Source organism: Robertmurraya sp. FSL W8-0741, assembly GCF_038004005.1.
GTDB lineage: Bacteria > Bacillota > Bacilli > Bacillales > Cytobacillaceae > Robertmurraya > Robertmurraya siralis.
In genome coordinates, this window is the sequence record NZ_JBBOQG010000001.1 from 4,725,434 (window position 1) to 4,749,497 (window position 24,064).

Consider the following 24,064-nt stretch of genomic DNA (forward strand, 5'->3'; position numbering starts at 1 on the left):
AGTGTTAAACTTTAGAAGGTTTGCGTTAAAAGTAGGTGCCCTCATGAAATAAGTTCAACACTAAACGACTAAAAAGCTTTAGCTCTCAAACGAAGAGCTAAAGCTTTGTTATTCCCCGATATATCCTTCTAAAGTCCTGCGAACAGCATCTGGGCCTTCAACCTGTGCGGTTTAAAATAAGTAGTTGAAAACAGTGGAAAAATAATTTACACAATACGTTAACTAGATCCTATCATAAGCCGTTATGTATTTTTTCTATATTATTAGAGAAATTTACTAAATTGTTAAATAAAAAATCATTGTTCGTGAACTGACTCTTTTCCATTATTTCCTTCATTTCTGTGACAAACTCATGAATATTGGCTGTGCTTATCCCTTTAAACCGGTTCGTAATCGTTGTATTTTCCAACGCTGTCATACGACTGTTTTGCTCAGACAGGAATTGTTCTCTCCATTCAGGGTGAGCCTTTGCTTTTTGTGTAAATTGAATGAGAATACTGGCAAAATTAGTGCCCCCACCCTCCAATTCAGCTTGCAATTTCCCATACAATTCCGGATCAAACCTTTTCATTAAATCCTTAGTTGAAATATAATCACTTGGAGCACCAACGGGTCTTTGAGGTAGTTCAGCATATCTTGCAGTACCTGTTTTCGGATCAACCTCTCTTGTTTTTGATAGAGCAGCCAATAAATTCATTGTTTTCATAAACTCCGATGATTCCCCTTTAGACATATAATGCTCTGCCAAGTAATCAGCTTGTGACAAGCCCATTTCTAATAAAGCTGCCCTTTCCTCATCACTATAATCCATATTCGTTGGAAAAATATTAAACTCTATTATTTGATATACCGTCCGCTTTATTTCTTCACTTTTATTTTCTACTACCTTATCAAGAGAAGCATTAATTTCACTATTAAAGAAAAAGTGAGGGGTCACGTGGTGAATCGCATCTTCCGGAAGTTCTCTCGTTGGCGTCACTGAACTAAGCTCCAACGAATCATAACGTACAAAATTGGTATCTTTGACTGTATACATTTGCGGCTTTTGATGGTGACCATTTCGAAGCTGTATATTTGGATAATGACTTGACCCAGATCTAGATTGGATTTCCATATTCCATCCTCCCCAATAAACATATTTTTCCTTTATATCGGAATATTTTAGTAGTTATTAAGGATATACAGCTTAACATGAGTAAAAAAAGGGTTACCATTATCTGAACCATTTATCATTATAAATAAAAAGAACCTTCCCACAAAAGTAAATTTGTAGAAAGATTCTTTTCCGTCATTTATTCATAAACGACCGTTTTGATTTTAAGCTGGAACACTCAAGCTGCGAGCTAACCATTTAAAATAGCAATATTAACTGGATATCACGTCAAAATTTGCGATTTTGTCTTTATTTCGAAGCCAGTTCTAAAGCTGTACGATCTCTAGACATATTTTATGCTTGATTAGCCCAATCAGCAGGAAAAGTCACATATAGAAATCTGGCAAAGCCTGAAACAGAAAATTGTATTTTACTCCTCTTAGGTATGAAGATTACTTCTCCTTGCGAAGCACTCATTTTTCTGCCATCGATTATAATATCCAACTGGCCTTCAATAACGTAGTCAATTTCATCATAATTTAATGTCCAATCAAACGTCGTATCTTTCATCTCCATTATTCCACAGCCTAATTTTGGGCTTTCATCCAAGGAAAACAGGTCTTTTGTATAAACGAAATCCTGATTATTACCTGTATTTAAACGATCTTTTTCAGATACTTTAACAGTTGGCACACGAACAGAAATAATCCCGCTTGGATCAGAGGTTTTATCTATTATAGAGTTCGTTTCATCACCGCCCAACTGCTCGGCGATCAGCTTTCTTACTAACTTTTCTAACGATGCTTTATCCAACGCTTGCAAACCGTTCACCTCCGTTTAATTTTTTTCAGGTTTTCCATACATACTGTTGGCAATAAAAGTGGCAAAGATGATGGCGGTAACGCCTCCCACTAATTTACCGACAATCATTGAAAAGATCATATCCTGAGCAACTCCTGCCGCAAACCCTAAATGATCACCGATTACGAAGGCAGCACACACCGAAAAGGCCACATTGATGATTTTTCCTCGATTATCCATATCCTTCATCATCGCAAACATCGGAATATTATTTGCCAATGTAGCAACCATACCTGCTGCGGAAACCTCATTCATACCAAGGAATTTTCCCAACTTCATAAGAGGCTTATTAAAGAGCTTTACAATGACTTCTACCATGACATAAGCACCGGCTAATACGATGGCAATGCTACCTACGATGGCAATACCCTCTTCAATTGGAGCAGTACCCGGGATAAGTGTAAGCGGCGTTAGAGCATGAATAATTCCAATAGCTAATCCGAGTATTGCGACAATAACAACTCCATGTCCAAAGACCGTAAATCCTTTTATCATTTTTTCTGGAATCTTCCATAAACCGAGAGCCAATAAAACAGCTACTAAAATGATCGGAACCAGATTACTCAAGATCATTCCAATTGAAAACCCTGCTACCATTCCTCCGATAAAACAGCCAACTGGAATTGCGATCATTCCTGCCATTATCCCTGTAGCTAAAAACTTATGATCCTCTTTTCTGATGATCCCTAATGACACCGGGATGGAAAAAACAATCGTCGCCCCCATCATCGAGCCTAAAATAACGCCCGAAAAAAGGCCAGCCTCTTCCGTTCCTGCCATTTCAACAGCTAATTGGAATCCTCCCATATCAATAGCTAGTAAACTGGTTGCAAACATGGCAGGATCTGCACCTAAAAATCCATAAATGGGGACGATGATTGGACTCAATACTTTCGCAAGCACCGGAGCGATAACAATAATTCCGACCATCCCCAATGTTAAGGAGCCCATTGCATTGATGCCCTCTTCAAATTTTTCTCCTAATCGCAGCTTGCCATTTAAACATTTATCAATAGCACCTATAACCATAAAAATAACCATTAAATAAACGATAATTTCATTTATTCCCATAATTGGATTCCCCCGATTTTTTGTTCGAGATTTTCCAGATGATGAACGAGATGGTACATATTCGCATCTGAAGTGATCGCCGGTTCAACTTCTTGGAGAAAGACCTCAAAATTTTTCTTCGATCGCCGCTCGTTTCTTATTCCTCATTTTCAATTTCGATGGAGTCGACTACTCCTACAATAACTGCATCAACTGGAGTTTGGGAATTTTCGAGGGATGCTCTCGCTCCTCCACCTGTCGTCACTAACACTAAATCATTTACTCCAGCACCCGCATTATCGGCAGCAATAAACAGCTCATTATCATGACCATAAATTGGCTTGACTACAAGAAACTTCAGACCATTTAATTTGTCATCCTTCCTTGTTGCCCATAAACTACCAACTACTTTTCCAACCTTCATTTCACTTCCCACTTTCAATAATTTTTAAATGGTGGGTACGAATAAAATCCTTTGCCAATGGCGTGATAATACTATTTTTATCAATCATAATTTCTTTTGTATTTTGCAAATACAGCTTCTGCAAAGAGGCTTCTGTAATGAGCCGTTTCTTAAAAAAGTAAATTTCTTTTGCGGATGAATCCACTTCTTCATCCCTCTCAATTTCCACATGTACATTTGAGCCTTCAGCTTCAAAAGAGATGCCAAATTTTTCGAGTTTCTTTTCATACTCGTTGTACATTTTGTATAATGGTGCCGGTGATGACTGCTTGTACGCATAATACTCAACACCTTTACGCAGAACAGCAACTTTCTTCCCTTTTAAAAGTGAAGTAAGAATAAATTCTTCTTCGCGAGTGCTGCTCACTCCATTAGCTAGATTTGCTAACATTTTGATGGATAAGCGAGGGATGATAATCCTCTCAAACTCGCTATCTTCCATGTCTTCGGCAAAGTACACGAGATTGTACTGTTCTTTAAGAGCTTCTTCTAGCTCCAATTCCTCTGTAGAAGAAACAACGCAAACCGTCGTCTTTATTTCTTCTTTGTTTTTTAGCTTTTTAACGATTTCTTCATACAATCGATCAACTAAATCATTCATTTCCATCATCATCACCCTTTAGGTTCTTTCTTAATGATGCGACCTAAAGTACCTTTATAAAATCCGCATGCATTCGCTTCATCATAATCAATATGAAGGACTGTACGATAACGATCGCTTACACGAACTAGCACATCATCAAAAATAAGCGGACGTTTCCCATAAACATGCACCTGTACCGTTTCCTGATCCTTAACATCAAATCGAACAGCATCTTCTGGACTCATATGAATATGCCTTTTCGCAACGATAAGCCCCTGCGGCACTTTTACTTCATTCCGTTCTGCCCTTATTGTAATGGCAGGGGTATTTTCGATCTTTCCACTTTCTCGAACTGGCACATTGATCCCGATCGATACAGCGTCAGTTAAAGAGATCTCAACTTGAGAATGCTTTCGTTCAGGTCCAAGAATAACTACATTTTCTAATTTCCCTTTCGGTCCAATGATCGTTACCCTTTCTCGACAAACAAATTGACCTGGCTGTGAAAGATCTTTCATCTTCGTTAGCTTATAATCTTCTCCAAATAACTGATTAACTGCTTCTCTATTTAAATGGATATGTCGGCCTGAAGCTTCAACTTCAATAAACCTTTCCATAACTCTATCAATGACAGTATCAACTAATCTTTCCATATTCATTTCGGTCAATCACAGCATCCTCCTTACGGGTTATACTGCCCTGCGTGATATTTAAGCATCATAATCCAGAATAAAGACGAAAGGCGATTTAAAGCTAAGATGATATCATTTCGTTTTGCCTCACCTGTCTCCTCTTTAAAGGCCTCGTACGCCGCTAGCTCTGTTTCACGCGTTGTACTTCGCAGTGTATTTAATCTCACCAAAACTTCACCCATCTTATAATCAGGAATCAAGTGGGCTATGCCATAATATTTCTGTGGGTTATGGGAGATTTCTCGCACTTCCGCTTCGTTCATATTCTGCAAGGAAAGCTCTTGCAGCTCTTCTTCCAGCACTTCACACCTTAAGATTTGCCGTACAAATTCCAATATCTCTTGCAAATCTGCCACTAATCTTTTGCACTTTAATGCATGAAACGAAGTTTGTGTCTCCAAGATTTTTGACTCTAACGAATCAAGCTTCCCTCTAAAAATAATTCGTTTATGATCCTTAAATACTAAAACATTGCCGTATAAAGACGTCATATGCTCTGGCTTTTCTTCCAAAACCCCTCCATAAAGGGTTGTATATTTATAGTGAGAGCTTCTTTGTACTTCCTCTCTCACTTCTATATTCATTTCAGAAGTATCCTCAATGTAGTTAAGTTGAATATGATGCTCACTCAAAAAACCTTTAGCTGAAGGGGTGACAATTGTCCCTTTAGGAACGTCAATCGTTTTAAAGGCTTTTAGATCTTGTCCTTTTAATCGCTTTCGTAATTCACTCTCCGTGAGTAGTCCAGCCAAATTTGTCACTTCCTTTTGAAAGGGGGCTAACCCTGATAGAAAAGCTTTTGGACGAATAATTAGGCTTTTTCACCTGAAATTTTTTCTACCGGATCAGCCCCTGCTTCTTACTCTTCTACATTTGGCAAAATAGCGGACACTTCCGTATGAGGACGTGGAATCACATGCACTGAGATGAGTTCTCCTACACGCTCTGCTGCTGCAGCCCCAGCATCTGTTGCTGCCTTTACAGCACCCACATCGCCACGAACCATAACTGTTACTAAACCTGCACCAATTTGTTCCTTGCCAATTAGTGTTACATTCGCAGCCTTGACCATTGCATCCGCTGCTTCAATTGCTCCAACAAGACCTTTCGTTTCTACCATTCCTAATGCATTTGCGTTTGCCATTTTTATTTCCTCCTCTTTCAATTAAATTCATTTATTTAAGAAAGATACGATTGCTAAATGATGCCTTTTGCAATCATCTCTTCTTCCTATTTCATTTCTTCTAGCACTTGCTTCAAGATTCTTTCGATAAGTTCCTTATGCGGATGATCATCGAATTTCTCAGGCTTCTTATCTCCGCGGATGTCTTCCAGTTCTTTGACACCCCACGCAACACGGCGAATATTAATTAAGTTTAATGGACCGATATTATCAGAGGTTGAACCGCCTCCAATCGCTCCACATCCTAAAGTAAGTGCTGGAACAAGACTTGTGGAAGCACCAATACCGCCGAGAGTAGCTGAAGTGTTGACCAATAACCGAGAAACTGGTTTCTTTAAAGCGAATTCCCTGATGACATCTTCGTTCTGTGAGTGAATAGCCATCGTATGGCCGACTCCTTCATTATGCAAAATTTCAATGCATCTTTCGCACGCTGCTTCCCAATCCTTTTCAGTATAAAAGGCTAGAATGGGAGCCAACTTCTCTCGCGAATACGGTACATTCTTCCCGACCTTCGTCTCTTCTGCGATAAGCACTTTTGTACCCTTTGGAATTGAAATCTGAGCTAAGTCAGCTATTTGTTCCGCTGTTTTGCCCACGATTGCCGGATTCATCGAACCATTATCTCTAAGGATGAATTTCTCAAGTTTTCTTCCCTCAGGGTAGGATAAGAAATAAGCATCCTGTGCCATAAATTCGGCCATTACTTCTTCACGAATGCATTCTTCAACTATGACAGACTGTTCAGATGCACAAATGACCCCATTATCAAAGGTCTTGGAATCGATAATTCTTTTGACAGCTAGTGGAATATCAGCACTTTTCTCAATGAATGCTGGACCATTCCCCGGTCCGACCCCTATCGCTGGAGTTCCTGAAGAATAGGCAGCTTTCACCATAGCCGAACCACCTGTTGCTAAAATCAAGGAAACTTGATCATGTTTCATCAATGTATCCGTTCCTTGAAGTGTCACATTTGAGATACAATTGATCGCATCTTCCGGACATCCAGCCTTCTCAGCAGCTTCCTTAATAATTCTCGTCGTTTCCAGTATGCAATTTAAGGCACTTGGGTGTGGTGAAAAAATAATCGCATTCCCCGCCTTAATGGAAATCAGCGCCTTATAAATGGCGGTTGATGTTGGATTAGTTGAAGGGATTAGGGCAGCAATCACACCAACCGGAACACCGATTTCTATTATCTTCTGGCTTGGGTCTTCTTTAATAATTCCCACTGTTTTTAAATTTTTAATAGAGTGATAAACAGCTTGAGAAGCAAAAGCATTTTTTATTACTTTATCTCTCCAATTGCCAAACCCGGTTTCCACAACTGCAAGCTTTGCTAATTTTTCTCGATTTTCGAAAGCTTCATCAGCGATCGCTTTGACAATAAGGTCAAGTTTTTCTTGGCTTAATTGCGCCAGCTTTTTCTGAGCTGCATTGGCTTTGACAATTAAATCTCGCGTTTCTTGAATAGACAGCAAATCTCTATCCTTGAGTTTCATTCACTTTCCTCCTCTCGATAATGGTCCGTTATTTTTTGTATTAAAAAATCTTTTCTACCATACTTAATATCTTTCGGACTGACATCTTTTAAATGAAATGAGCGAGCTAATTTTCGCAATTCTCCCACCGTTAGGCTTTCAAGCTCTTGTTCAGCGATAAAATCATTGGAAACCGGATTGCTGAGAGGACCTTTTTTCTGCTCCTCTTCATTTTGTTCAGCAGATATAGCAGCCTCCACGTCTATTACTTCCAGTTCGTCTTCCTTACGATTTGGTTGCGCTGTTTCATTAACACGCTTGAAGTTTGAATGCTTGAGCACATTCATTGTTTCTTCATGTACTCTTGGAATGACATGGGAAGAAATTAATAACGCAACCTTTTTTGCCGCTTCTCCTCCAGCGTCAACCGCTGCTTGCACGGCCGCTACGTCGCCTATGAGCTTCACGGTCACAAGACCACTGCTTATTTTCTCCATATTTAACAAAGTAACATTCGCCGCTTTTAAGGCAGCGTCTACAGCCTCAATCGCACCTACATACCCTTTAACCTCAATGAGCCCAAGAGAAGTTGTTTTCATTTTTTCTTAGCTCCTAATAATTTGTTGGATTTTCTGCAACAAATTGGACTGCTTCTGCAAATGCATCACACGCTGCTTTGCATGCAGATTGACTTCCTGTTAATAAGCCACCTCCAAAGTTAGTTTCTGATGGAGGTCCATAAAATGCTGCTATCGTAACATTGGCCGCTTTTAAGGCTGCATCTAAGCCATACATTGCCTCAAGTGGTGGCGCTATTAAGTATGCAAGCGCCTCCCCCTCTTTAATTCCGGCTACTTGAGATAAATAGGAGCCTGTTCTTGATACGCAATGGGCAAAATAGGGAATCGAATTGTCATCATTTGCACTGATGAAATGAGCGCCGTTTTCAATAAAGTCCACTGCTGCATTAAGACCGCTTCGCACTTCTGCCGGGCTTGGACCAGCCAAAATCCCAATTATTTCTCCAGCTAGTTTGGTGGAAGCATTGGCGCTTCCTGCATAAAGTGATTTTGCGTAGACAACCTCAACATCTGCCGCTTTCGTAGCTTCATCCAATGCAGTGTAAGTTACATCATCCGTATCAGCTGTGATGAGGCCAAGACTTTTATGATATGGTTTCAATTCCAATTCTTTGGCCATATCAGGACTGATATTGGAGATGATCTTCACGCTTAAGATATTTGCTTGCAGTCTTTCGTTCTTCATCTATCCTCTCTCCTCCGTCCTCTACTTTTTCAAATCTATACCCGAAGCTTTTTTATCAAGCATCGTTTTAATCACTTCCGCTATATGAGCTCCTGCCTCCACAGGCGGGGTTCCACCTCTGTGAATATTTGAGATTACAGTTCTTCTCGCCTCCGGCATATCTACTGTCGGTTTATATGCGATGTAAGCACTCATCGATTCTGCAGTTACAAGTCCTGGTCGTTCCCCAACAAGTAAACAAACAACATCTGCATTTGTTTCCTCGCCAATCACATCCATTGCCGGCACCCGGCAATGTTTCACAAATAAAATAGCGTCAATCTCAATACCGTAAATTTTTAAACCTTGCTTAATCGCTGGAACAACATCTTCCATATTGGCTTCAATCGCCGCTGAGCTTAGTCCATCTCCAATCACAAGCTGAACTTTCGGTTTGCCACAGGCTTTTTTCATTTTCTCGACCATTTCTTTAGAGAACTCTCTTCCTAAATCTGGTCGTGTTAAATATTCATCTTTGTTTTTACAAAGAGTTTCAATTTGCACAAGTCCGTTCTTCTCAACAAAATCTGTTGGGACGTATGAAAAGACAGCGTCTTGTGCAGCAGCATGATCCGCTCTAAAGCGCAATGATGTAATGGTTTTGTAGCGAGGTCCCGAGCGCCACACTCCCAATCTTGCAGGAGTCATTTCTTTCATTTTTAAATAGCCCTCACGATTCATCGGCTCTGGTACTAGCAACTGTTTCTTCAAGTCAAATTCAGTAATGTCATCAATGCATCCAGTGTCGCATTCGTTCCCACCTTGTTCGTCTTTTAATGCAACAGCCGCATTCGCTGGTTTCTTTTCTTCTTCACTTCCGCCAACCATATCCCTTAAAATATTTTCAATATAGGCTTTAATTTCGTTTTCATTTACCATGATTTTTTCCTCCTTCCTATACTAAGAATGCTGATGCGTCTCCTGCTTTATAAGTTAGTTTTCCGTTCTGATCAATGAAGCCCATGTTCATCATCCACTGCTCAAATTCCTTTATCGGCTTTAGTCCTAGCAACTCTCTTAATGCTGCCGTATCATGGTAGCCTGTACATTGATAGTTCAGCATGACGTCATCTCCATGCGGGATTCCCATGAAATAGTTATTGCCGGCAGCAGATAAAAGCACCGCTAAGTTTTCAATATCATTTTGATCGGCTTTCATATGATTTGTATAACATGCATCACAGCCCATAGGAATTCCTGTTAATTTCCCCATAAAGTGATCCTCTAGACCTGCACGAACAACCTGCTTTGAATCGTATAAAAATTCTGGTCCAATAAATCCTACAACGGTATTAACAAGGAATGGATCGAATTTTTTAGCAAGTCCGTAGCAGCGAGCTTCCATTGTTAATTGGTCTACTCCGAGGTGTGCATTTGCCGAAAGCTCAGAACCTTGTCCGGTTTCAAAATACATAACATTCGGTCCATATGCCGTTCCTTCCTTTAAAGCTAATTGACGTGCTTCCTCCAATAATTCTGCGTTTATGCCAAATGCTGTATTCCCTTTTTCAGAACCAGCAATGGATTGGAAAATTAAATCAGTAGGAGCTCCTTTTCGTACAGCTTCCATTTGTGTCGTAACATGAGCGAGGACGCAAATTTGCGTTGGAATCTCCCATTTAAACTTAAACTCATCGAATCTCTTCAAAACTCTTGATACGCTTTCGACTGAATCATCTACTGGATTCAGGCCTATAACCGCATCCCCAACTCCGTACGTTAGCCCTTCCATAATAGAGGCGATAATCCCATCTGGATCATCTGTCGGATGGTTTGGCTGCAAACGGGCTGACAATGTTCCATCAAGCCCTATCGTAGTGTTAGCTGTGGCAGTAACTCTAATTTTTTTAGCGCCGTAAATTAAATCCAAATTAGACATCAATTTGGTCACTGCTGCCACCATCTCCGATGTTAGTCCTCTAGAAACACGTTTTATCATGGACTCTGTTGTGTTTTCATCTAAAATCCATTCACGGAGATCCTGAACCGTCCAGTTTTTAATTTCGCTATAAATTTTTTCATTAACCGAGTCCTGTATAATTCTCGTTACTTCATCCTGTTCATAGGGTACCGCTGGATTATTACGTAAATCAGCTAATGTTAAGTTTGAAACGACTACTTTAGCAGCGACTCTTTCCTCCGCTGACTCAGCGGCAATCTGAGCCAGCTTATCACCTGACTTTTCCTCATTTGCTTTCGCCATTACTTCATTAATTGTTTTAAACTGATAAGTTCTATTGAAAAGCTTCGTTTTTAAAATCACAGAAATCCTCCTCTCAAATCCTGTTTAATGAAATACTAATGTTTTAATCACGACCGGCAGCACTTTTCCGTCTGCTATTGGTTTCCCAATATCGATGTAGTCTCCGTTCTCTACCTTTATTCCGTCTAGACATATCACCTTTTCTTCATTACCTGTTTGGGAAAAGAGTGTTTGCCCTAGAACTTTCCCAATATCTTCTTCCGTAATGATAATAATCGGGGATTCTTTCGACATTAACTCTGCCAAGCCTAAAGCTAAGCCAGTCCCCAATTTTTCAATTTCTTTAAAAGTAGGGCTATGTTTGCCTCGCAAAGCAATAGCAACATGTTCTAGCCTTCCATCAACCTTAAACCATTCCAATTTCTCTTTTATTCTTTCACCGAACTCTTCTGGAGCCAGTCTCTCTTCATCGCTTGCCAATTTCAAAACAGGAATATTTTTGATTGGAAAAAAATCTCCCGTATACGTAATCGTGCTTCCACTGATCTCGGTTGTATGCGAGCCTGCTCCAACAACTGTTGCTCTAATCGTTTCATCCGGTCTGACTAATGTGAAATTTTCTAAAATACTCGATTGACGAATAGCTGTACCAAACAAAATCCCTATATCTCCATACAGAAACGGGTCTCCTTCATAATCGTTATAAATAGAGTCCGCAACACCTCCAGTAAAGGATATGCAATTTGCGTTTTGATTTCTTTTTAATCCTTTATGGGTAAGACATCTTTCGTAAAAAGGAGAATGAACCTCCATCCCTACACTTACCTTGACTAATTGAACCATTTCCTTAATTAAGGGAGCTAATTTATCCTCGGTTGCAGTATCTCCTAATCGGATAGACAGTTTTTTCATCTCAATAAGCTCTTGAATTTTTGGAGAGATGTATGTAATTTCTTTTGTCTGTCGATCAACTTTCACTAGTCTCCCTCCAAGGTCTAAACACCCTGTATCTACTACTTCTCCGTTATGGATGAAAGCTAGATTACTGGTCCCACCTCCAATATCAATGTTAATCACCGAAGTTGAGTGTTCTTGCGAATAGTTATGAACTCCCGCCCCCTTTGCTGCGATAATGCTTTCTAGATCAGGTCCGGCCGTAGCCACAACAAAATCGCCGGCAAAGCCACTTAATGCTCGTAACACCTCATTGGCATTCTCTCTTCTGGCAGTTTCCCCAGTAATAATCACTGCCCCTGTTTGAATTTCCTCCTTTTGTATTCCTGCAGCCACATATTGCTGTTCTACAAAACTCTCTATCTTTTCCATGTCAATTCTGTTATCTTCTAAAATCGGAGTGAAAATAATCGCACTTTTGTAAATGACCCGCTTATCAACAATCACGATCCTTGGTACAGTAAAATTGGATGCCATGTTTTCAATTGTGAGCATCGATAAGACTAATTGTGTAGTAGATGTGCCAATATCGATCCCCACACTTAACATGTTCTCACTCAATTTGCTCACCTCCCTTAATTCCAACTAAGAGCAACATTTTTTCAATTACATTTTTGCGCATCCCACACGGCTTGGCTGATAAGGAGACCGTCGTGCTGGCGCGCGAGACTAGAGGACCTTTTCAGCAAAGGAAAATTCCACATAAAATGAGGCAAAGGTTGTTTAATCAACAATATGGTTTATATAGAAAAAAGGCTTAAAGTTATAGCTGTTTCCAAATCGGAAATAGAACTTATAACCTTAAGCCTCTTTGCTTTCGGACTTCTGCCGCAACACTGCGTCATATATCAACATATTAACTTTTGAAATGTTAATTATACAGTAAACCTAAAGAAGACATCAGTACCCTTTTCTCTTTTTGTAATCCCTAATTTGCCCCGCAGCTTATCTCGTACGTAACTTTGAACAATTGAAAAACCAAGGCTTTTTTCTATTTCTTCTGTATATATAAAGCCTACACCATTATCTTGAACATTGATCGTTACAATCTCATTTTGTTTGTTAACATCTACAATAATTTCGCCTTTCTCCAATCCTTTAAAGGCATGATCATAACAATTTTGTACTAATTCGTTAACAATTAACGCAATGACAGTTGCTTTATCACTCTCGATTAAAAATTCCTCGTTAAATGTGAAAAACAGTTGAATTTCGTCACTTTCCGTATAGCTAGCTTGCAAATTTTTCAAGACGAAATCGATGACCTCTATTAAGTTGATCTCATCGCTCAATTGTTTTGACAATAATTCGTGTGTTGCCGCAATTGATAGGATTCGATTAAGACTGTCTTTTAAAATTTTTTTTGCCTCTTCACTTTCACTTCTCCTCGACTGTAGCCGAAGCATGGAGGCAATTGTTTGTAAATTATTCTTTATTCGATGATGAATTTCCCGAATAGCTACTGTCTTCATTGAAATTTCTGCATCTTTATCCTTTAACTGAGTAATGTCTTGCAAAATAATCGCTAATTTCCTTTCACCATTAGGTACCATCACTTTTTTCATTAAAAAATAAAAGTTTCCGATTTTTATCTCATGCTGAGTGTTATCCGCTTGTAAAAACTGTTCAAAGGTCATATCAATGAGCCTTAGCTCGTTAAAATGTTTTCCTTCATTTTCTTCTGTAAATCCTAGGCTGTGAAAAAGGATATCTGCTTTCACATTTTTTGTCAGAAGTTTTCCTGTATGATCAAAAATTAGAATGGCATCATCCAAGTAATCATTTAAATTTTTTATTAAAATTAATGTTGACGACATATCATAATTGGCTTTATGGTTCATGCTGAAATGCATAATATTATAACTTATGTCTCTTTCCATAATTAATGTGCCAATGACCTTTTCACGGTTAAAGATCGGGTAAATGTTTTGTGTTATGTAACGTCCTTCTTGAGTTTTTGCTTTAATATTCTTCGACACTTTTCCCGTTTGCAACGTTTGCCACACTCCAGGCTCATTGCCAATTTCAGCCCTTTGCCCGGTAGGAGAATGTTTATAGATAGATTTTATTCTTGGCTTAACATGATAGACAACGATTGCACCGTCTTTTTGCCGTGAGGGAATGTCGATAAAAATATCGCAGTCTAAAGAATCACCAACTACATCAATAGAATCGGCAACGTCTATTATTTTATTAATATCCTCTTTCGTTAGGCTGCTATATTTTTGACATAAAAAAGGGATGTTTGTTTTTCTATTCATACATAATCACAATTGTTCGAGCAATTTCTCCCATTGAACAACGGCGATTCATACTCAATTGCCTCAGCATATGATAAGCTTCATCTTCCGATATTTTCTTATCCTTCATTAGCAAGCCTTTCGCCATATCAACAACTTTTCGATCTTCAAGCTTTTTTGATATTTTCTCATAATCATTGCCTAGTTTATTGATTTCTTGACCTCTGGCAATCGCCACCTCAACCGTTGGAATAAACGATTTTTCGTCCAATGGCTTTACTAAATACCCCAGTGCTCCAACATCTTTGGCTTGCTGAATATAGTCAAGATCATTAAAGGCACTAAGCAGTAAAATACCGCCTGCAAGCTTATCATGTTTAATAATTTTACTAGCTTTTAGCCCGTCTAATACAGGCATTTTTATATCGATGATAACTAAATCAGGTACATAATTTCTACATACGTCAATTGCTTCAAAGCCATCTGAAGCCTCGCCTACAACATCGAAGCCTGCTTCACATAACAAATCACGAATGTCCATTCTTGTAATAGGTTCATCATCGACTATTACAATTTGACTTTTCATATCGCTTCTCCTTAATCAAAAATTATTTAAATGGTTCCTTGCAAATAATCTTTTAATTCTTTCATTCCTTCTTCTAAAGATATGGAAATAGGGAATATCCGATCTGCCCCTGCCAATTTTAAATACTTTTCAGAAAGGAGAATATCCTCTTTACTTTTTGCTAAATCAATTTTTGTAATGATTCCTATTACAGGCTTCGGAAAAACGGAGCCAAACGATGGAGGAAAATAGTTATACTCTTCCGTACAATCGTGCACAAGCCCAATAAAATCAGCGTCAGCCGCAGAGACAATTAACGCTTTATAATAAAAGCGATTCTCAATGTATTCTCCTGGGGTATCAATCGCATACTCAAAAGGAACGATAGCCTGTGTCTTTTTGTATTCAATGTTTTCACCATGTAGCTTCTGACATAGTGTTGTTTTCCCACTGCCTGTTTTGCCTATGAAAATAATCTTTTTCATCATAAAGCATTAAGTCCTTGTGATGGTTGGGATTGAGAATTTTAAGATCTCGGCTAGTCCACTTATGACCTCTTTTAATGCATGTTCAATTGAAGATACATCTCCCGTAATGACAACGGAGCCGCTGAAGCGATCGACAAATCCAATCTCAACGCTACCTGATTTTGTCGCAATATCAGCAGCGATAATAGAGGCTTCACTAGGTGTGATCGTTAATATTCCAATCGCATTCATACTTTGATTATTAAGGCCTAACTTTTTTTTCAAATCTGGAGTAGGATTTGCAATAATATGGGCTAAAGTGACTTGTTTCCCAGGAACATATTCCTGTATAACCCTTGCCCTTTCTTCCATGTTCATCCATCCGTTCTTCTATTTGATTTTGTCCAATAAATTAAGTATCCTCGATTCATTGGATTGAAAAAAGGAGCCTTTGAAAAAGTTAAACATAACTTTTTTCAAAAGCCCCTTTGCCCTCGAAGTTTAATCAGCACTACCTTGTGCCTTCTCTAATTATTTTATCAAAGCTGGAAACGTTGTCAATCAAATTTTTGTGAATTATTAATGAATTTATTTGATTGATTCAATAATCTTTTCTAAATCTTCTATGGCTGGAATCTTACAATTCGTTTTCGTACAAGCATCGATTAATGCGGCTTCACTAATCACCCTTTTCTCTTTAACAACTTGATCGTAAGTTACACCACATTGCCGAAGTGATGTGGGCATATCGAGCTCTTTTTGTAAAAGGCGTATATGTTGATTTAAATTTTTGACGCCGATTCTACAATTCGTAGAAGAAAGACCCAGTATCTTTGCTAGTTTTGCATATTTTTTCGCAGCATTACTATAATGACGATTTGAAAAATCCTGGATATCAGCATTAAATTCAATCACAGTTGTTAAAAGAAGCGAATTCATTCTACCATGTGGAATATGAAAATGGGCTCCACTAGCATGGGCAATACTATGATTAATACCAAGCCCTGCAATATTAAAGGCGATCCCCGCCAAACAAGAGGCGTGATGCACTTTTTCCCTTGCTTCAAGATCTTCACCATTTTTATATGCCCTTGGTAAATACTCAAAGATTAATTGAATCGCTTTTTCCGCAAAGGCATCTGAAAAATCAGTAGCATTGATGGAGACATAAGCCTCGATACCATGGGTTAAAACATCCATCCCTGTATCTGCTGTTATAGCAGGAGGAACTGATTTCACTAAATTAGGAGCAAGTATTGCCTCTTGCGGTAATAATGAATCAGAAACAATAGGATATTTCAACTGTTTCTCTTGGTCAGTAATGACAGAAAATGATGTTACTTCTGTCCCTGTACCGCTTGTTGTCGGAATCGCAATTAGCTTTGGCTCTGTTTTTAGAATCGATAGTTTTATCGCGAAATCCTTGATGGCCTTTGCAGCATCAATTGTGGAACCGCCTCCGAAGGCGATAATAACACCAGGGTTTAATTCCTCGATTACCTTTACTCCGGAAACTACGGTCTCAATAGGTGGATCGGGTACGATCTCGCTAAAAACCTCAAAATCATTGTTCCTACCTTTCATACGTGCTAACACTTCATCCAACATCCCAGACTTTTCAATGAAAGGATCTGTGATTAAAAAAATATTTTCATTTGTTAGTTGCTCTAGGCGATCGAGAGCATCGTCTCCCATAAATATTTTCGTTGGTAAATAAAATTCCTTCACTTCTGTCTCTCCTTTCTAATCATCAAATGAAAAACACGCAGGGCATCTTCAAAACGATTCAAGTACAAATGATACCTGCTAGGGCTGAGATTTTTCGCAAATTCCTTCGTCATTCTTCAATAAATAAGACCCTTTCTTGACTTATCCCAAAAGTTTGCTCTGGTCCTCCCTGCTTGTGCTTGAGGTAAATACAATAATGGAAAGTAAACCTTCTTTTCTAAACTTGTTAAACGATATTGTAAGTAGAGCGATTTTGGGCTCATGTTCTGGGAACCAAAGCTTCACACGACTTTCATTATGAGTAAAGAGCAACACCAACATATAACAAAGCCAAACAAAAAAAGAGAAGCCTTACAGAAAGATGAACTCATCTTATCTATAAAGCTTCTCTGCTTTTTTCTACACGTCATTGTGTTCAGTTCAAGATTACTACTAAGATTTATTTTTGTCAAAGCTTATCACAAATTCGTAACGATTCCATCTGCATGTATGTTATCATTGTTGTTTTAAGAAGCTTGTCGCTTTAACATTATACTCGGAATTTGCTTATCGCTTCTTGTAATTCTTGGGCCATGCTGCTTAATACCGAGGCGGAAGCGGTGATATCCTCCATTGAAGCGTTCTGCTCTTCCGATGCTGCCGCTACATTCTGAATATTTTCCGCTGATTGTTTGGCAATATCTGATACAGCTTTAATCTCAGGAACCATATTTTGAGTGCTCGCTTGGACTTCATTCAAAATCGCTGAAACTTCCTCTGAATTATTAACAACATTCACGATCATTTGAACAATTTCTTTAAAAGTGTCCCCTGTTTTATAAACAAGTTCTATGCTATCCTGAACGGATTGTTTATTATCATTCATAGCGGAGACGGTTCTTTCTGTCTCATTTTTTATTTCTTGTATAATGTTAAAAATCTCTTTCGTTGCATCACTCGATTGCTCGGCTAGTTTTTTCACTTCATTTGCAACCACTGAAAAACCTTGTCCATGTTCACCAGCTCTTGCTGCTTCAATTGAAGCATTTAACGCCAGTAAATTGGTTTGCTCCGCAATATTTGAAATCATATCAACGATTTGAGTTACCTGGTTTGATTTTTCTCCCAATCTATCTACACTGCTTGCTGTTTCAGTGGTCGCTTGATGAACAAAGTCGATTTGTTTTAATGTATTGGCGACCACCTCACTCCCCGCATTCGCCTTTTTATTTGTTTCCGTTATTAATTTCGTAATTGTGGCAGTTGCATCCAGGGCCTCCTCAATGACATTTGATATTTCATTCGCCCGATTGGTTGAAATCGTTGTATTTTCAACTTGTTGTTCAGATCCCGTTGCTACATCCTGAACAGCCAACGTAATTTGCTCAGTAGCTTTGCTTGACTCCTCAGCGCTGGCGGATAACTGTTCAGAAGTAGCAGCAACCTGCTGGGACTGTAAACTAACTTTTTGAATAATTTCTGCCAAATTATCTTTCATTCGATTTAAATGCGCTGCCATTTGACCAAACTCATCCTGACTATTCGTCGTTAATGTATAACTCAAATCTCCATCTGCAATTTTTTCGGCCATTCCGTTTACATCGTTTATATTTTTTACGATCCATCTACTATAAAACAGAATAATGACAACTACGAACGCTACTCCTATTAAACTTACAATCATTAGATTTCTAAATAATGATGTCAAAGAAGCGTATAATTCTTTATCTGGAACGACAAGGCCGATTGTCCAATCTGTAAGCGGTTCTTTTTTAAAAAACAGTGAATAATCTCCTGTCTGATCTTGAAAATGGAGAATTCCATCGTCGTTCTCAACTATTTGATTTCCTAATTTTGCAAGCGCTGTGTTCGGATCGTCTTGTATGTTTACTTGCATTGCCTTTTCAGCTTCAAGATCTGCTATATATGTCCCATTCTTATCTATTAAAAAGGAGTAACCGGTTTCCTCTACTTTCGTATCACGAATCATTTTTTGGATTTCACTTAAATCAATGTCGCCTGTTGCGACTCCCATGAAGTTATCCTGATCATCATAAAATGGAGCACTTGCTGTAACCATTGATACATCAACATTCGTATCCAAATAGGGACTTGTAAATACAACACTTTGATCAGTCTCCTTGACAATCGTGTACCAATCCTGCGCCGTATAATTGAACGCTGAATCACTGTACTCCTGAGTTGTTTTTATAGAACCCTCGTCCCAATAAGCAAATGCTGAGAAATACTCAACGTCATTTTTATATTTGAACGGCTCAAAGAATATTCCACCACCGAACGTTGAATCATTTGACGGAATAGCATTTAATAACATTTCTTCATAGGTGCTTAAAGAGTAATCCTTTGGGGATATTTCAACTTGTCTCGCGATTAACTCTGGTATTTTACTATGTGCTACCAAGCTTTTGCCAATTGTCTCTGTAATACTCTCCAGTTGATTATTCATGCGCTCTTCAATTTGCTGCTCCAGTATATTTTTTGAACTGATATAAGAAAAAACAATTATTGCCCCTAATATGAGTAATAATAACGGCAGAATTAATGATAGAGTACGCATTTTCACACTTTTGAATTTCACTATTTTCCCCACTTTCTAAAAGTCATTTCATCTTCTTTAATCGATGTTTCTTTCTAACTTAAATCATGGAGTTTTCATTAGGTTTGCCAATCCCCTTATATTACCACCTTCTTTTCGGCTGAACTTTGAGTTCTCCAATTGTGATAGACGGTTTAATAGTTTGGCCCCCTATGCACTATTTCGGTCTAAATTTACCATCTATTAAACAGGCAAATAGACCTATGCCTTTTAGTCTGCAACTAAAGGTAAATGATAATTTGCAATTGCGTGAAAATAAAAAAAAAGAAGCTTTAATAGAAAGAATTTCTTTCCATAAAGCTTCTTTGCTTTGTTTACACGCCATTGTGCCTAACTCAACTTTACAATAAGGGCCCTTTTTCTGTCAATAATTTGACAGCTGGAAGCATCTTCACTTCATACAAACCACAACATTGTGATTTTAAACAAAAAGGCATAGTGAGGTTCTTTTCACTACGCCGTTAACAAAAAGATCCTACCTCGAGATCATTTTGTTTTTTCTACACGATCTTCAGATAAATGACCTGACTTAAGGCTAAACCTTTCACAGTGGCGGGACCGTGTTGGACTTTCACCAACTTCCTTTACCTGAAACCGTTATATTTTTGTTTATATTTTTATACTAACAAATTCATCCATAAAATTCATCTATAATGATCCGTTTTTCGCAAATCATTCATAAGTTTTTTCCTCCTCCATTTACACCCATACATCATTGCCGCTCCTGGTTGAAAAATGAACAGTTAATCAAACAGTCATATAAACTAAACGACGAGGGCGCTTTTTCTTAAAGCGCCCTCGTCGTTACTAATTTAATATAGAAATTTTAACTACTTTTCGTCCCCATCTTATTGCTTGAGCATCGTTTGGCATTAATACGTCAATTTTATGACCCTTAATAGCACCTCCCGTATCACCTGCGATCGCTTCACCATAGCCTTCCACCCATACTTTGGAACCGAGTGGAATAACAGAAGGGTCTACAGCGATCAATTTCATATTTGGATTTTTTCTAATATTATAACCCATATACGTTAATCCTGTTTTTGAACTTTCATGACTATAGGCAGTAGCGGTGACATACATGGTATTTTTAACGGTGCTATTTTCCTTTGATGCCCTACTTTTAGCCTGTGTTTTATTTTGATTAACGACATTAGCTGTCTTAACTGCATTTTGACGTTCTTGTTTTAACTTGTTTTGAGCTTGAGTTAATTGTTTTTGAAAAAGTTCCTTCTCTTTTTCCGCGAGATGGATCTCATTATTCACCGCATCATATTTTGCTTGAACAGCAGCCAATTCTTGTTGTCTTTTCTGCAAACTGTTATCCAAGGTTGCTTGATTAGCAGCTAATTCGGTATATTGTTTTTCCAAGTTTTCTTCTTGTTGATCAATCGCTATTTTTTCTTCTTCAATCTTTGCAAGATCCGCTCTCTGTTGTTCTAGCAAATCTTTATCCGCTCCCAGGATCGTCGTAACTGCTGACACCCGTTCAAATAAATCAGTAATACTCTCAGCATTGAGTAGAATGGCTACAATCGCATTCACCTGATCATTATGCTGCAAAGAAACCAGCCGATCTTCCATTACTTCTTTACGGGTATGTACCTTATCCTGAAGCACAATGATTTCTTCTTTTTTATCTTCAATTATTTGTTTCGTTTTATTTATTTTTTCTTCAAGAGCATTGATCGTTTCAGTCGTCTTTACGATTTCCGTCTCGATGGCTTTCAACTCTTTTTGAACATTTTGCAGTTCAGCCGCTATTTCCTGCTTTTCAACTTTTTTTTCATTTATCTTTTCAGCATTTTGCTGAAGTTTGTTTTGACTAGAAGTGATCATTCCTTGACTTGTTTCTGCATTTGCCACAATACTTGTTGAAAATAAAACTACACTTGTTAGAGCGATGGCTCCCCTTTTTAAGGAATGCATAAGACAACCCCTTCCTAATACATTATTTATAACATAGGAGCAGGGGTATTTTGATTACAATTATATTAAAATAGCGATACAAATCGTTGCAAATATTAAATTTGAATGTTTACGACACTTATTCTTGCAAAAAAAGCCCCGCAAAAATTCATACCATTTTCGCGAGGCACCATTTAAATATTAACAATCCATAAAGTTTACTTTAAATCCTTTCGCAAAAGCGCTTTTCAATCATTATAGCTTGCGCCCATTCGTTTCAATCACTTCTTTATACCAAAAAAAACTGTCCTTTTTAATGCGGCGGAGATCGTGTTCCCCTTCTTCATGTTGATTCACATAAACAAAACCATATCGTTTTTGAAAGCCGTTCAACCAGCTTAGAAGATCAGTAAACGACCATGTACAGTAGCCAAGGACATTGACTCCGTCGGAAATAGCTTCCTGAACGGCTTTTATGTGTACTTGCAAGTAATTGATCCGATAATCATCCTTGACGAGACCCTCTTCCAGCTTATCGTATTCACCTAAGCCGTTCTCGCTAATTAAAATTGGCAATTTATAGCGATTGGCAATCCGTCTCAAAGCAATCCTGAGACCAGTCGGATCAATATTCCAGTCCCAATTCGTCCTTTCTAAATGGGCGTTTTTAACTGTTTTAAAAAGGCCGGGTACCCCGGTATCTTGAGAGGAACCTTTTTTTCCGGTTGTATTCAATTTTCCTTCGGCAATACCATCAAGCGGATTCTGTTCAAAAGTTGTCGTTTGATAATAGTTTACTCCCATGAAATCCGGTTTCCCATCCTTGAGTAATTCGAAATCCCCGTCTTCAACAGATGGTGTTAAACCTTTCTCCTCTAAATACTTCCACGCAACTTGTGGATAGGTGCCCCACGCATACACATCCATCCACCAATGGGCATTTAGTTCCTCAGCATTTTCCGCAGAAAGAATATCATCTGGTTTTGAAGAAGCTGGGTAAGAGGGTGAATAGGCAAAGCTCGGCCCGATCTTGCCATTTGGTACATACTTTCGAAATTCTTTAATAGCACTAGCATTTGCTAGATTGGCATGATGATTCACCTGATAAAAAAGCTTTTCATTTTTTACCCCTGGAGGATGCAGAGCTGTTCTATATCCAAAACTAGTAAAAATATTTTGCTCGTTTAGACTCACCCAATACTTTACTCGGTCGCCAAAATGCTCAAATAAAGTAATCGCATAGTTTGTGAAATCCTGAATAATTTCCCGCGATTCCCAACCGCCATATTCATCCTGCAATGCTTGCGGCAAATCCCAATGATAGAGTGTTAATATAGGTTCGATCTTATTTTTAATAAGCTCATCTATTAAGTTACTGTAAAAATACAAGCCTTTTTCATTTATATCCCCTTTACCTTGAGGATAGATTCGTGTCCAAGCAACAGAAAAGCGATACGCTTTTAATCCCATCTCTGCCATGAGACGCACATCTTCTTTATATCGATGGTAATGGTCCACAGCGATATCACCTGTTGTCCCTTTAAACGTTTTTCCGGGAATACGGACGAATTGATCCCAATTGGATGGCCCTTTTCCGTCTTCATCCCATGCTCCCTCTACTTGATAAGCGGCAGATGCCGAACCCCATAAAAATTCATGCGGAAATGGTTTTAGTCTTTCATGTATCAATTTCTAACACCCCCGTGCTTAAATTTTGATCGTTCACATTTTACTGGTTAGAAAGATTCGCTGTTCTTCGCAAAAAATGATATAGAGCTCCAATTAAATTGGAGTCATTTCCAAATCGGCATGGTTCAACGTGAATATCCAAGCACTCATGATTCGGTTTCATAAGTTTTAACTTTTCATTAATTTGCTCAATAAGCCCTTCACGTTTGCTAATCGCACCACCGATTAAAATTTTTTCCGGGTCAATAATATACTGTAAATTATAAATACCTACAGCCAGGCGCTTCATAAATTTCTCTATTTCATCCTGCACTTCCTGATCGCCTTCATCCGCCATCTTAAATATTTTTCGCCCATCAAGAGCAGCAGGTTCCAGGCCTTTTCGCTTCGCAACTTGGATAATCAGCCCTCCTGTTGCAGCTAACGCACTCCACGACTCCCCGATTGGCTGGTTTAAATAATCTTCAAGCAACATGTATCCAAATTCCCCGCCGAACAGGTTTTTACCATGGCGAATTTTTTGATCGAGGACAAGCGCTCCTCCAATGCCAGTGCCGATGATAATGCAAATATAATCCTTAATTCCCTTTGCAGCGCCAATCCACCCTTCAGCTAACCCTGCGCAATTTGCATCATTTTCTAGCTCAACACGGAGCTGTGTCCGTTCTTGAATCATTTCTTTTATATTGGGTCCATGAATATATTCAATGGCTGTAATTCCTTTAATAAAGCCCGAATCCACATCTACTGCTCCAGGCATGCTTAAAGCAATGCCGCTTATTTCATGGTTTTTTTGAAAATTTTTAACCGTGGAATCGATAATATCAAGAAAGGAATCAAGCCCGTCCTTCGGAGTAGCAACAGAAGATTTCTCTAAAAATGCGCCTGTCTCATCCATTAGAGAGTATTTTATTGCAGAACCTCCCACATCAAAAACTGCAAAATAGTCCACCAAAAAACCTCCTATCACCCCATACAAATCTTGTTGTTAATGTAT

The 24,064-nt window shown here is 38.6% G+C and carries 24 protein-coding genes and 1 riboswitch; of the genes, 1 reads left to right on the top strand and 23 read right to left on the bottom strand.

Annotation, left to right across the window (positions count from 1 at the left end; translation table 11 throughout):
* Positions 1-232: 232 nt before the first annotated feature.
* From NST02_RS23015 to NST02_RS23110, 20 genes are all read right to left on the bottom strand, one after another.
* Positions 233-1,114 carry a hypothetical protein gene (locus NST02_RS23015; protein ID WP_340949876.1) on the bottom strand — a complete coding sequence of 294 codons (882 nt, stop codon included), beginning with the start codon at positions 1,112-1,114 and terminating at the stop codon, positions 233-235.
* Between the two features lie 333 nt (positions 1,115-1,447).
* Positions 1,448-1,915 carry a cupin domain-containing protein gene (locus NST02_RS23020; RefSeq protein WP_095312885.1) on the bottom strand — a complete coding sequence of 156 codons (468 nt, stop codon included), beginning with the start codon at positions 1,913-1,915 and terminating at the stop codon, positions 1,448-1,450.
* Positions 1,916-1,930: 15 nt separating this feature from the next.
* On the bottom strand, positions 1,931-3,025 hold the full coding sequence (gene eutH / locus NST02_RS23025) for an ethanolamine utilization protein EutH (protein WP_095312887.1): 1,095 nt from the start codon (positions 3,023-3,025) through the stop codon (positions 1,931-1,933).
* Between the two features lie 136 nt (positions 3,026-3,161).
* Positions 3,162-3,428 (bottom strand): EutN/CcmL family microcompartment protein, encoded by a 267-nt coding sequence (locus tag NST02_RS23030; protein WP_095312889.1) that lies wholly within the window; start codon positions 3,426-3,428, stop codon positions 3,162-3,164.
* A 1-nt stretch (position 3,429) separates the two neighbouring features.
* Positions 3,430-4,068 (bottom strand): hypothetical protein, encoded by a 639-nt coding sequence (locus tag NST02_RS23035; protein WP_142946955.1) that lies wholly within the window; start codon positions 4,066-4,068, stop codon positions 3,430-3,432.
* Positions 4,069-4,079: 11 nt separating this feature from the next.
* Positions 4,080-4,709, bottom strand: a complete 630-nt coding sequence (gene eutD, locus NST02_RS23040; RefSeq protein ID WP_095312985.1) for an ethanolamine utilization phosphate acetyltransferase EutD — start codon at positions 4,707-4,709, stop codon at positions 4,080-4,082.
* A gap of 23 nt (positions 4,710-4,732) precedes the next feature.
* Positions 4,733-5,494, bottom strand: a complete 762-nt coding sequence (locus tag NST02_RS23045; protein WP_340949877.1) for a cobalamin adenosyltransferase — start codon at positions 5,492-5,494, stop codon at positions 4,733-4,735.
* A gap of 107 nt (positions 5,495-5,601) precedes the next feature.
* Positions 5,602-5,886 carry a propanediol utilization microcompartment protein PduA gene (pduA, locus tag NST02_RS23050; RefSeq protein WP_095312896.1) on the bottom strand — a complete coding sequence of 95 codons (285 nt, stop codon included), beginning with the start codon at positions 5,884-5,886 and terminating at the stop codon, positions 5,602-5,604.
* An 86-nt stretch (positions 5,887-5,972) separates the two neighbouring features.
* On the bottom strand, positions 5,973-7,430 hold the full coding sequence (locus NST02_RS23055; protein ID WP_212934315.1) for an acetaldehyde dehydrogenase (acetylating): 1,458 nt from the start codon (positions 7,428-7,430) through the stop codon (positions 5,973-5,975).
* Positions 7,427-8,008: a BMC domain-containing protein gene (locus NST02_RS23060; RefSeq protein ID WP_137744701.1), complete on the bottom strand. Its 582-nt coding sequence runs from the start codon at positions 8,006-8,008 to the stop codon at positions 7,427-7,429. The genes NST02_RS23055 and NST02_RS23060 overlap by 4 nt, the downstream gene beginning before the upstream one ends.
* A 13-nt stretch (positions 8,009-8,021) precedes the next feature.
* The gene (gene eutL / locus NST02_RS23065; protein ID WP_095312902.1) at positions 8,022-8,675 is read right to left on the bottom strand and encodes an ethanolamine utilization microcompartment protein EutL; all 654 of its coding nucleotides are present in this window, start codon (positions 8,673-8,675) and stop codon (positions 8,022-8,024) included.
* A gap of 21 nt (positions 8,676-8,696) precedes the next feature.
* Positions 8,697-9,593: an ethanolamine ammonia-lyase subunit EutC gene (gene eutC / locus NST02_RS23070; RefSeq protein ID WP_137744702.1), complete on the bottom strand. Its 897-nt coding sequence runs from the start codon at positions 9,591-9,593 to the stop codon at positions 8,697-8,699.
* 16 nt (positions 9,594-9,609) lie between these two features.
* Positions 9,610-10,977 (bottom strand): ethanolamine ammonia-lyase subunit EutB, encoded by a 1,368-nt coding sequence (locus NST02_RS23075; RefSeq protein WP_095312905.1) that lies wholly within the window; start codon positions 10,975-10,977, stop codon positions 9,610-9,612.
* 24 nt (positions 10,978-11,001) lie between these two features.
* Positions 11,002-12,432, bottom strand: coding sequence for an ethanolamine ammonia-lyase reactivating factor EutA (eutA, locus tag NST02_RS23080; protein WP_137744703.1), 1,431 nt, complete (start codon positions 12,430-12,432; stop codon positions 11,002-11,004).
* Positions 12,433-12,746: 314 nt separating this feature from the next.
* A complete protein-coding gene (locus NST02_RS23085) occupies positions 12,747-14,132 on the bottom strand; it encodes a sensor histidine kinase (RefSeq protein WP_340949879.1) in 1,386 nt (461 codons plus the stop codon).
* Positions 14,125-14,697 carry an ANTAR domain-containing response regulator gene (locus tag NST02_RS23090; RefSeq protein WP_137744705.1) on the bottom strand — a complete coding sequence of 191 codons (573 nt, stop codon included), beginning with the start codon at positions 14,695-14,697 and terminating at the stop codon, positions 14,125-14,127. Before NST02_RS23090 ends, NST02_RS23085 begins: the two co-directional genes overlap by 8 nt.
* Before the next feature lie 26 nt (positions 14,698-14,723).
* A complete protein-coding gene (locus NST02_RS23095; protein ID WP_095312988.1) occupies positions 14,724-15,161 on the bottom strand; it encodes a EutP/PduV family microcompartment system protein in 438 nt (145 codons plus the stop codon).
* Between the two features lie 9 nt (positions 15,162-15,170).
* Entirely contained in the window at positions 15,171-15,515 is a 345-nt protein-coding gene (locus tag NST02_RS23100) for a BMC domain-containing protein (RefSeq protein WP_137744721.1), read from the bottom strand.
* 216 nt (positions 15,516-15,731) lie between these two features.
* A complete protein-coding gene (locus tag NST02_RS23105) occupies positions 15,732-16,871 on the bottom strand; it encodes a 1-propanol dehydrogenase PduQ (protein WP_095312914.1) in 1,140 nt (379 codons plus the stop codon).
* Positions 16,872-17,400: 529 nt separating this feature from the next.
* Positions 17,401-19,449: a methyl-accepting chemotaxis protein gene (locus NST02_RS23110; RefSeq protein ID WP_340949881.1), complete on the bottom strand. Its 2,049-nt coding sequence runs from the start codon at positions 19,447-19,449 to the stop codon at positions 17,401-17,403.
* Between the two features lie 140 nt (positions 19,450-19,589).
* Here NST02_RS23110 and NST02_RS23115 point away from each other — a divergent pair, with 140 nt between their 5' ends.
* Positions 19,590-19,817 (top strand): hypothetical protein, encoded by a 228-nt coding sequence (locus tag NST02_RS23115; RefSeq protein WP_340949882.1) that lies wholly within the window; start codon positions 19,590-19,592, stop codon positions 19,815-19,817.
* 110 nt (positions 19,818-19,927) lie between these two features.
* A riboswitch (adenosylcobalamin (AdoCbl) riboswitch) is annotated at positions 19,928-20,078 on the bottom strand.
* 196 nt (positions 20,079-20,274) lie between these two features.
* Here the strand turns inward: NST02_RS23115 and NST02_RS23120 are convergent.
* From NST02_RS23120 to NST02_RS23130, 3 genes are all read right to left on the bottom strand, one after another.
* Positions 20,275-21,399 carry a 3D domain-containing protein gene (locus NST02_RS23120; RefSeq protein ID WP_340949883.1) on the bottom strand — a complete coding sequence of 375 codons (1,125 nt, stop codon included), beginning with the start codon at positions 21,397-21,399 and terminating at the stop codon, positions 20,275-20,277.
* A 234-nt stretch (positions 21,400-21,633) separates the two neighbouring features.
* Positions 21,634-23,067, bottom strand: coding sequence for a glycoside hydrolase family 1 protein (locus NST02_RS23125; RefSeq protein ID WP_095312920.1), 1,434 nt, complete (start codon positions 23,065-23,067; stop codon positions 21,634-21,636).
* Positions 23,068-23,107: 40 nt separating this feature from the next.
* Complete coding sequence (locus NST02_RS23130) at positions 23,108-24,019, bottom strand: ROK family protein (protein WP_095312922.1); 912 nt, start codon at positions 24,017-24,019, stop codon at positions 23,108-23,110.
* Positions 24,020-24,064: the final 45 nt, after the last annotated feature.

What these genes read in the sequence shown, in the direction of transcription:
- pduA (WP_095312896.1), bottom strand. Translation starts at nt 5,886, where the DNA reads ATGGCAAACGCAAATGCATTAGGAATGGTAGAAACGAAAGGTCTTGTT.
- eutC (WP_137744702.1), bottom strand. Translation starts at nt 9,593, where the DNA reads ATGGTAAATGAAAACGAAATTAAAGCCTATATTGAAAATATTTTAAGG.
- NST02_RS23085 (WP_340949879.1), bottom strand. Translation starts at nt 14,132, where the DNA reads ATGAATAGAAAAACAAACATCCCTTTTTTATGTCAAAAATATAGCAGC.
- eutL (WP_095312902.1), bottom strand. Translation starts at nt 8,675, where the DNA reads ATGAAGAACGAAAGACTGCAAGCAAATATCTTAAGCGTGAAGATCATC.
- eutH (WP_095312887.1), bottom strand. Translation starts at nt 3,025, where the DNA reads ATGGGAATAAATGAAATTATCGTTTATTTAATGGTTATTTTTATGGTT.
- NST02_RS23035 (WP_142946955.1), bottom strand. Translation starts at nt 4,068, where the DNA reads ATGAATGATTTAGTTGATCGATTGTATGAAGAAATCGTTAAAAAGCTA.
- NST02_RS23100 (WP_137744721.1), bottom strand. Translation starts at nt 15,515, where the DNA reads ATGGAAGAAAGGGCAAGGGTTATACAGGAATATGTTCCTGGGAAACAA.
- eutD (WP_095312985.1), bottom strand. Translation starts at nt 4,709, where the DNA reads ATGAATATGGAAAGATTAGTTGATACTGTCATTGATAGAGTTATGGAA.
- NST02_RS23090 (WP_137744705.1), bottom strand. Translation starts at nt 14,697, where the DNA reads ATGAAAAGTCAAATTGTAATAGTCGATGATGAACCTATTACAAGAATG.
- NST02_RS23095 (WP_095312988.1), bottom strand. Translation starts at nt 15,161, where the DNA reads ATGAAAAAGATTATTTTCATAGGCAAAACAGGCAGTGGGAAAACAACA.
- NST02_RS23055 (WP_212934315.1), bottom strand. Translation starts at nt 7,430, where the DNA reads ATGAAACTCAAGGATAGAGATTTGCTGTCTATTCAAGAAACGCGAGAT.
- NST02_RS23060 (WP_137744701.1), bottom strand. Translation starts at nt 8,008, where the DNA reads ATGAAAACAACTTCTCTTGGGCTCATTGAGGTTAAAGGGTATGTAGGT.
- NST02_RS23120 (WP_340949883.1), bottom strand. Translation starts at nt 21,399, where the DNA reads ATGCATTCCTTAAAAAGGGGAGCCATCGCTCTAACAAGTGTAGTTTTA.
- NST02_RS23015 (WP_340949876.1), bottom strand. Translation starts at nt 1,114, where the DNA reads ATGGAAATCCAATCTAGATCTGGGTCAAGTCATTATCCAAATATACAG.
- NST02_RS23030 (WP_095312889.1), bottom strand. Translation starts at nt 3,428, where the DNA reads ATGAAGGTTGGAAAAGTAGTTGGTAGTTTATGGGCAACAAGGAAGGAT.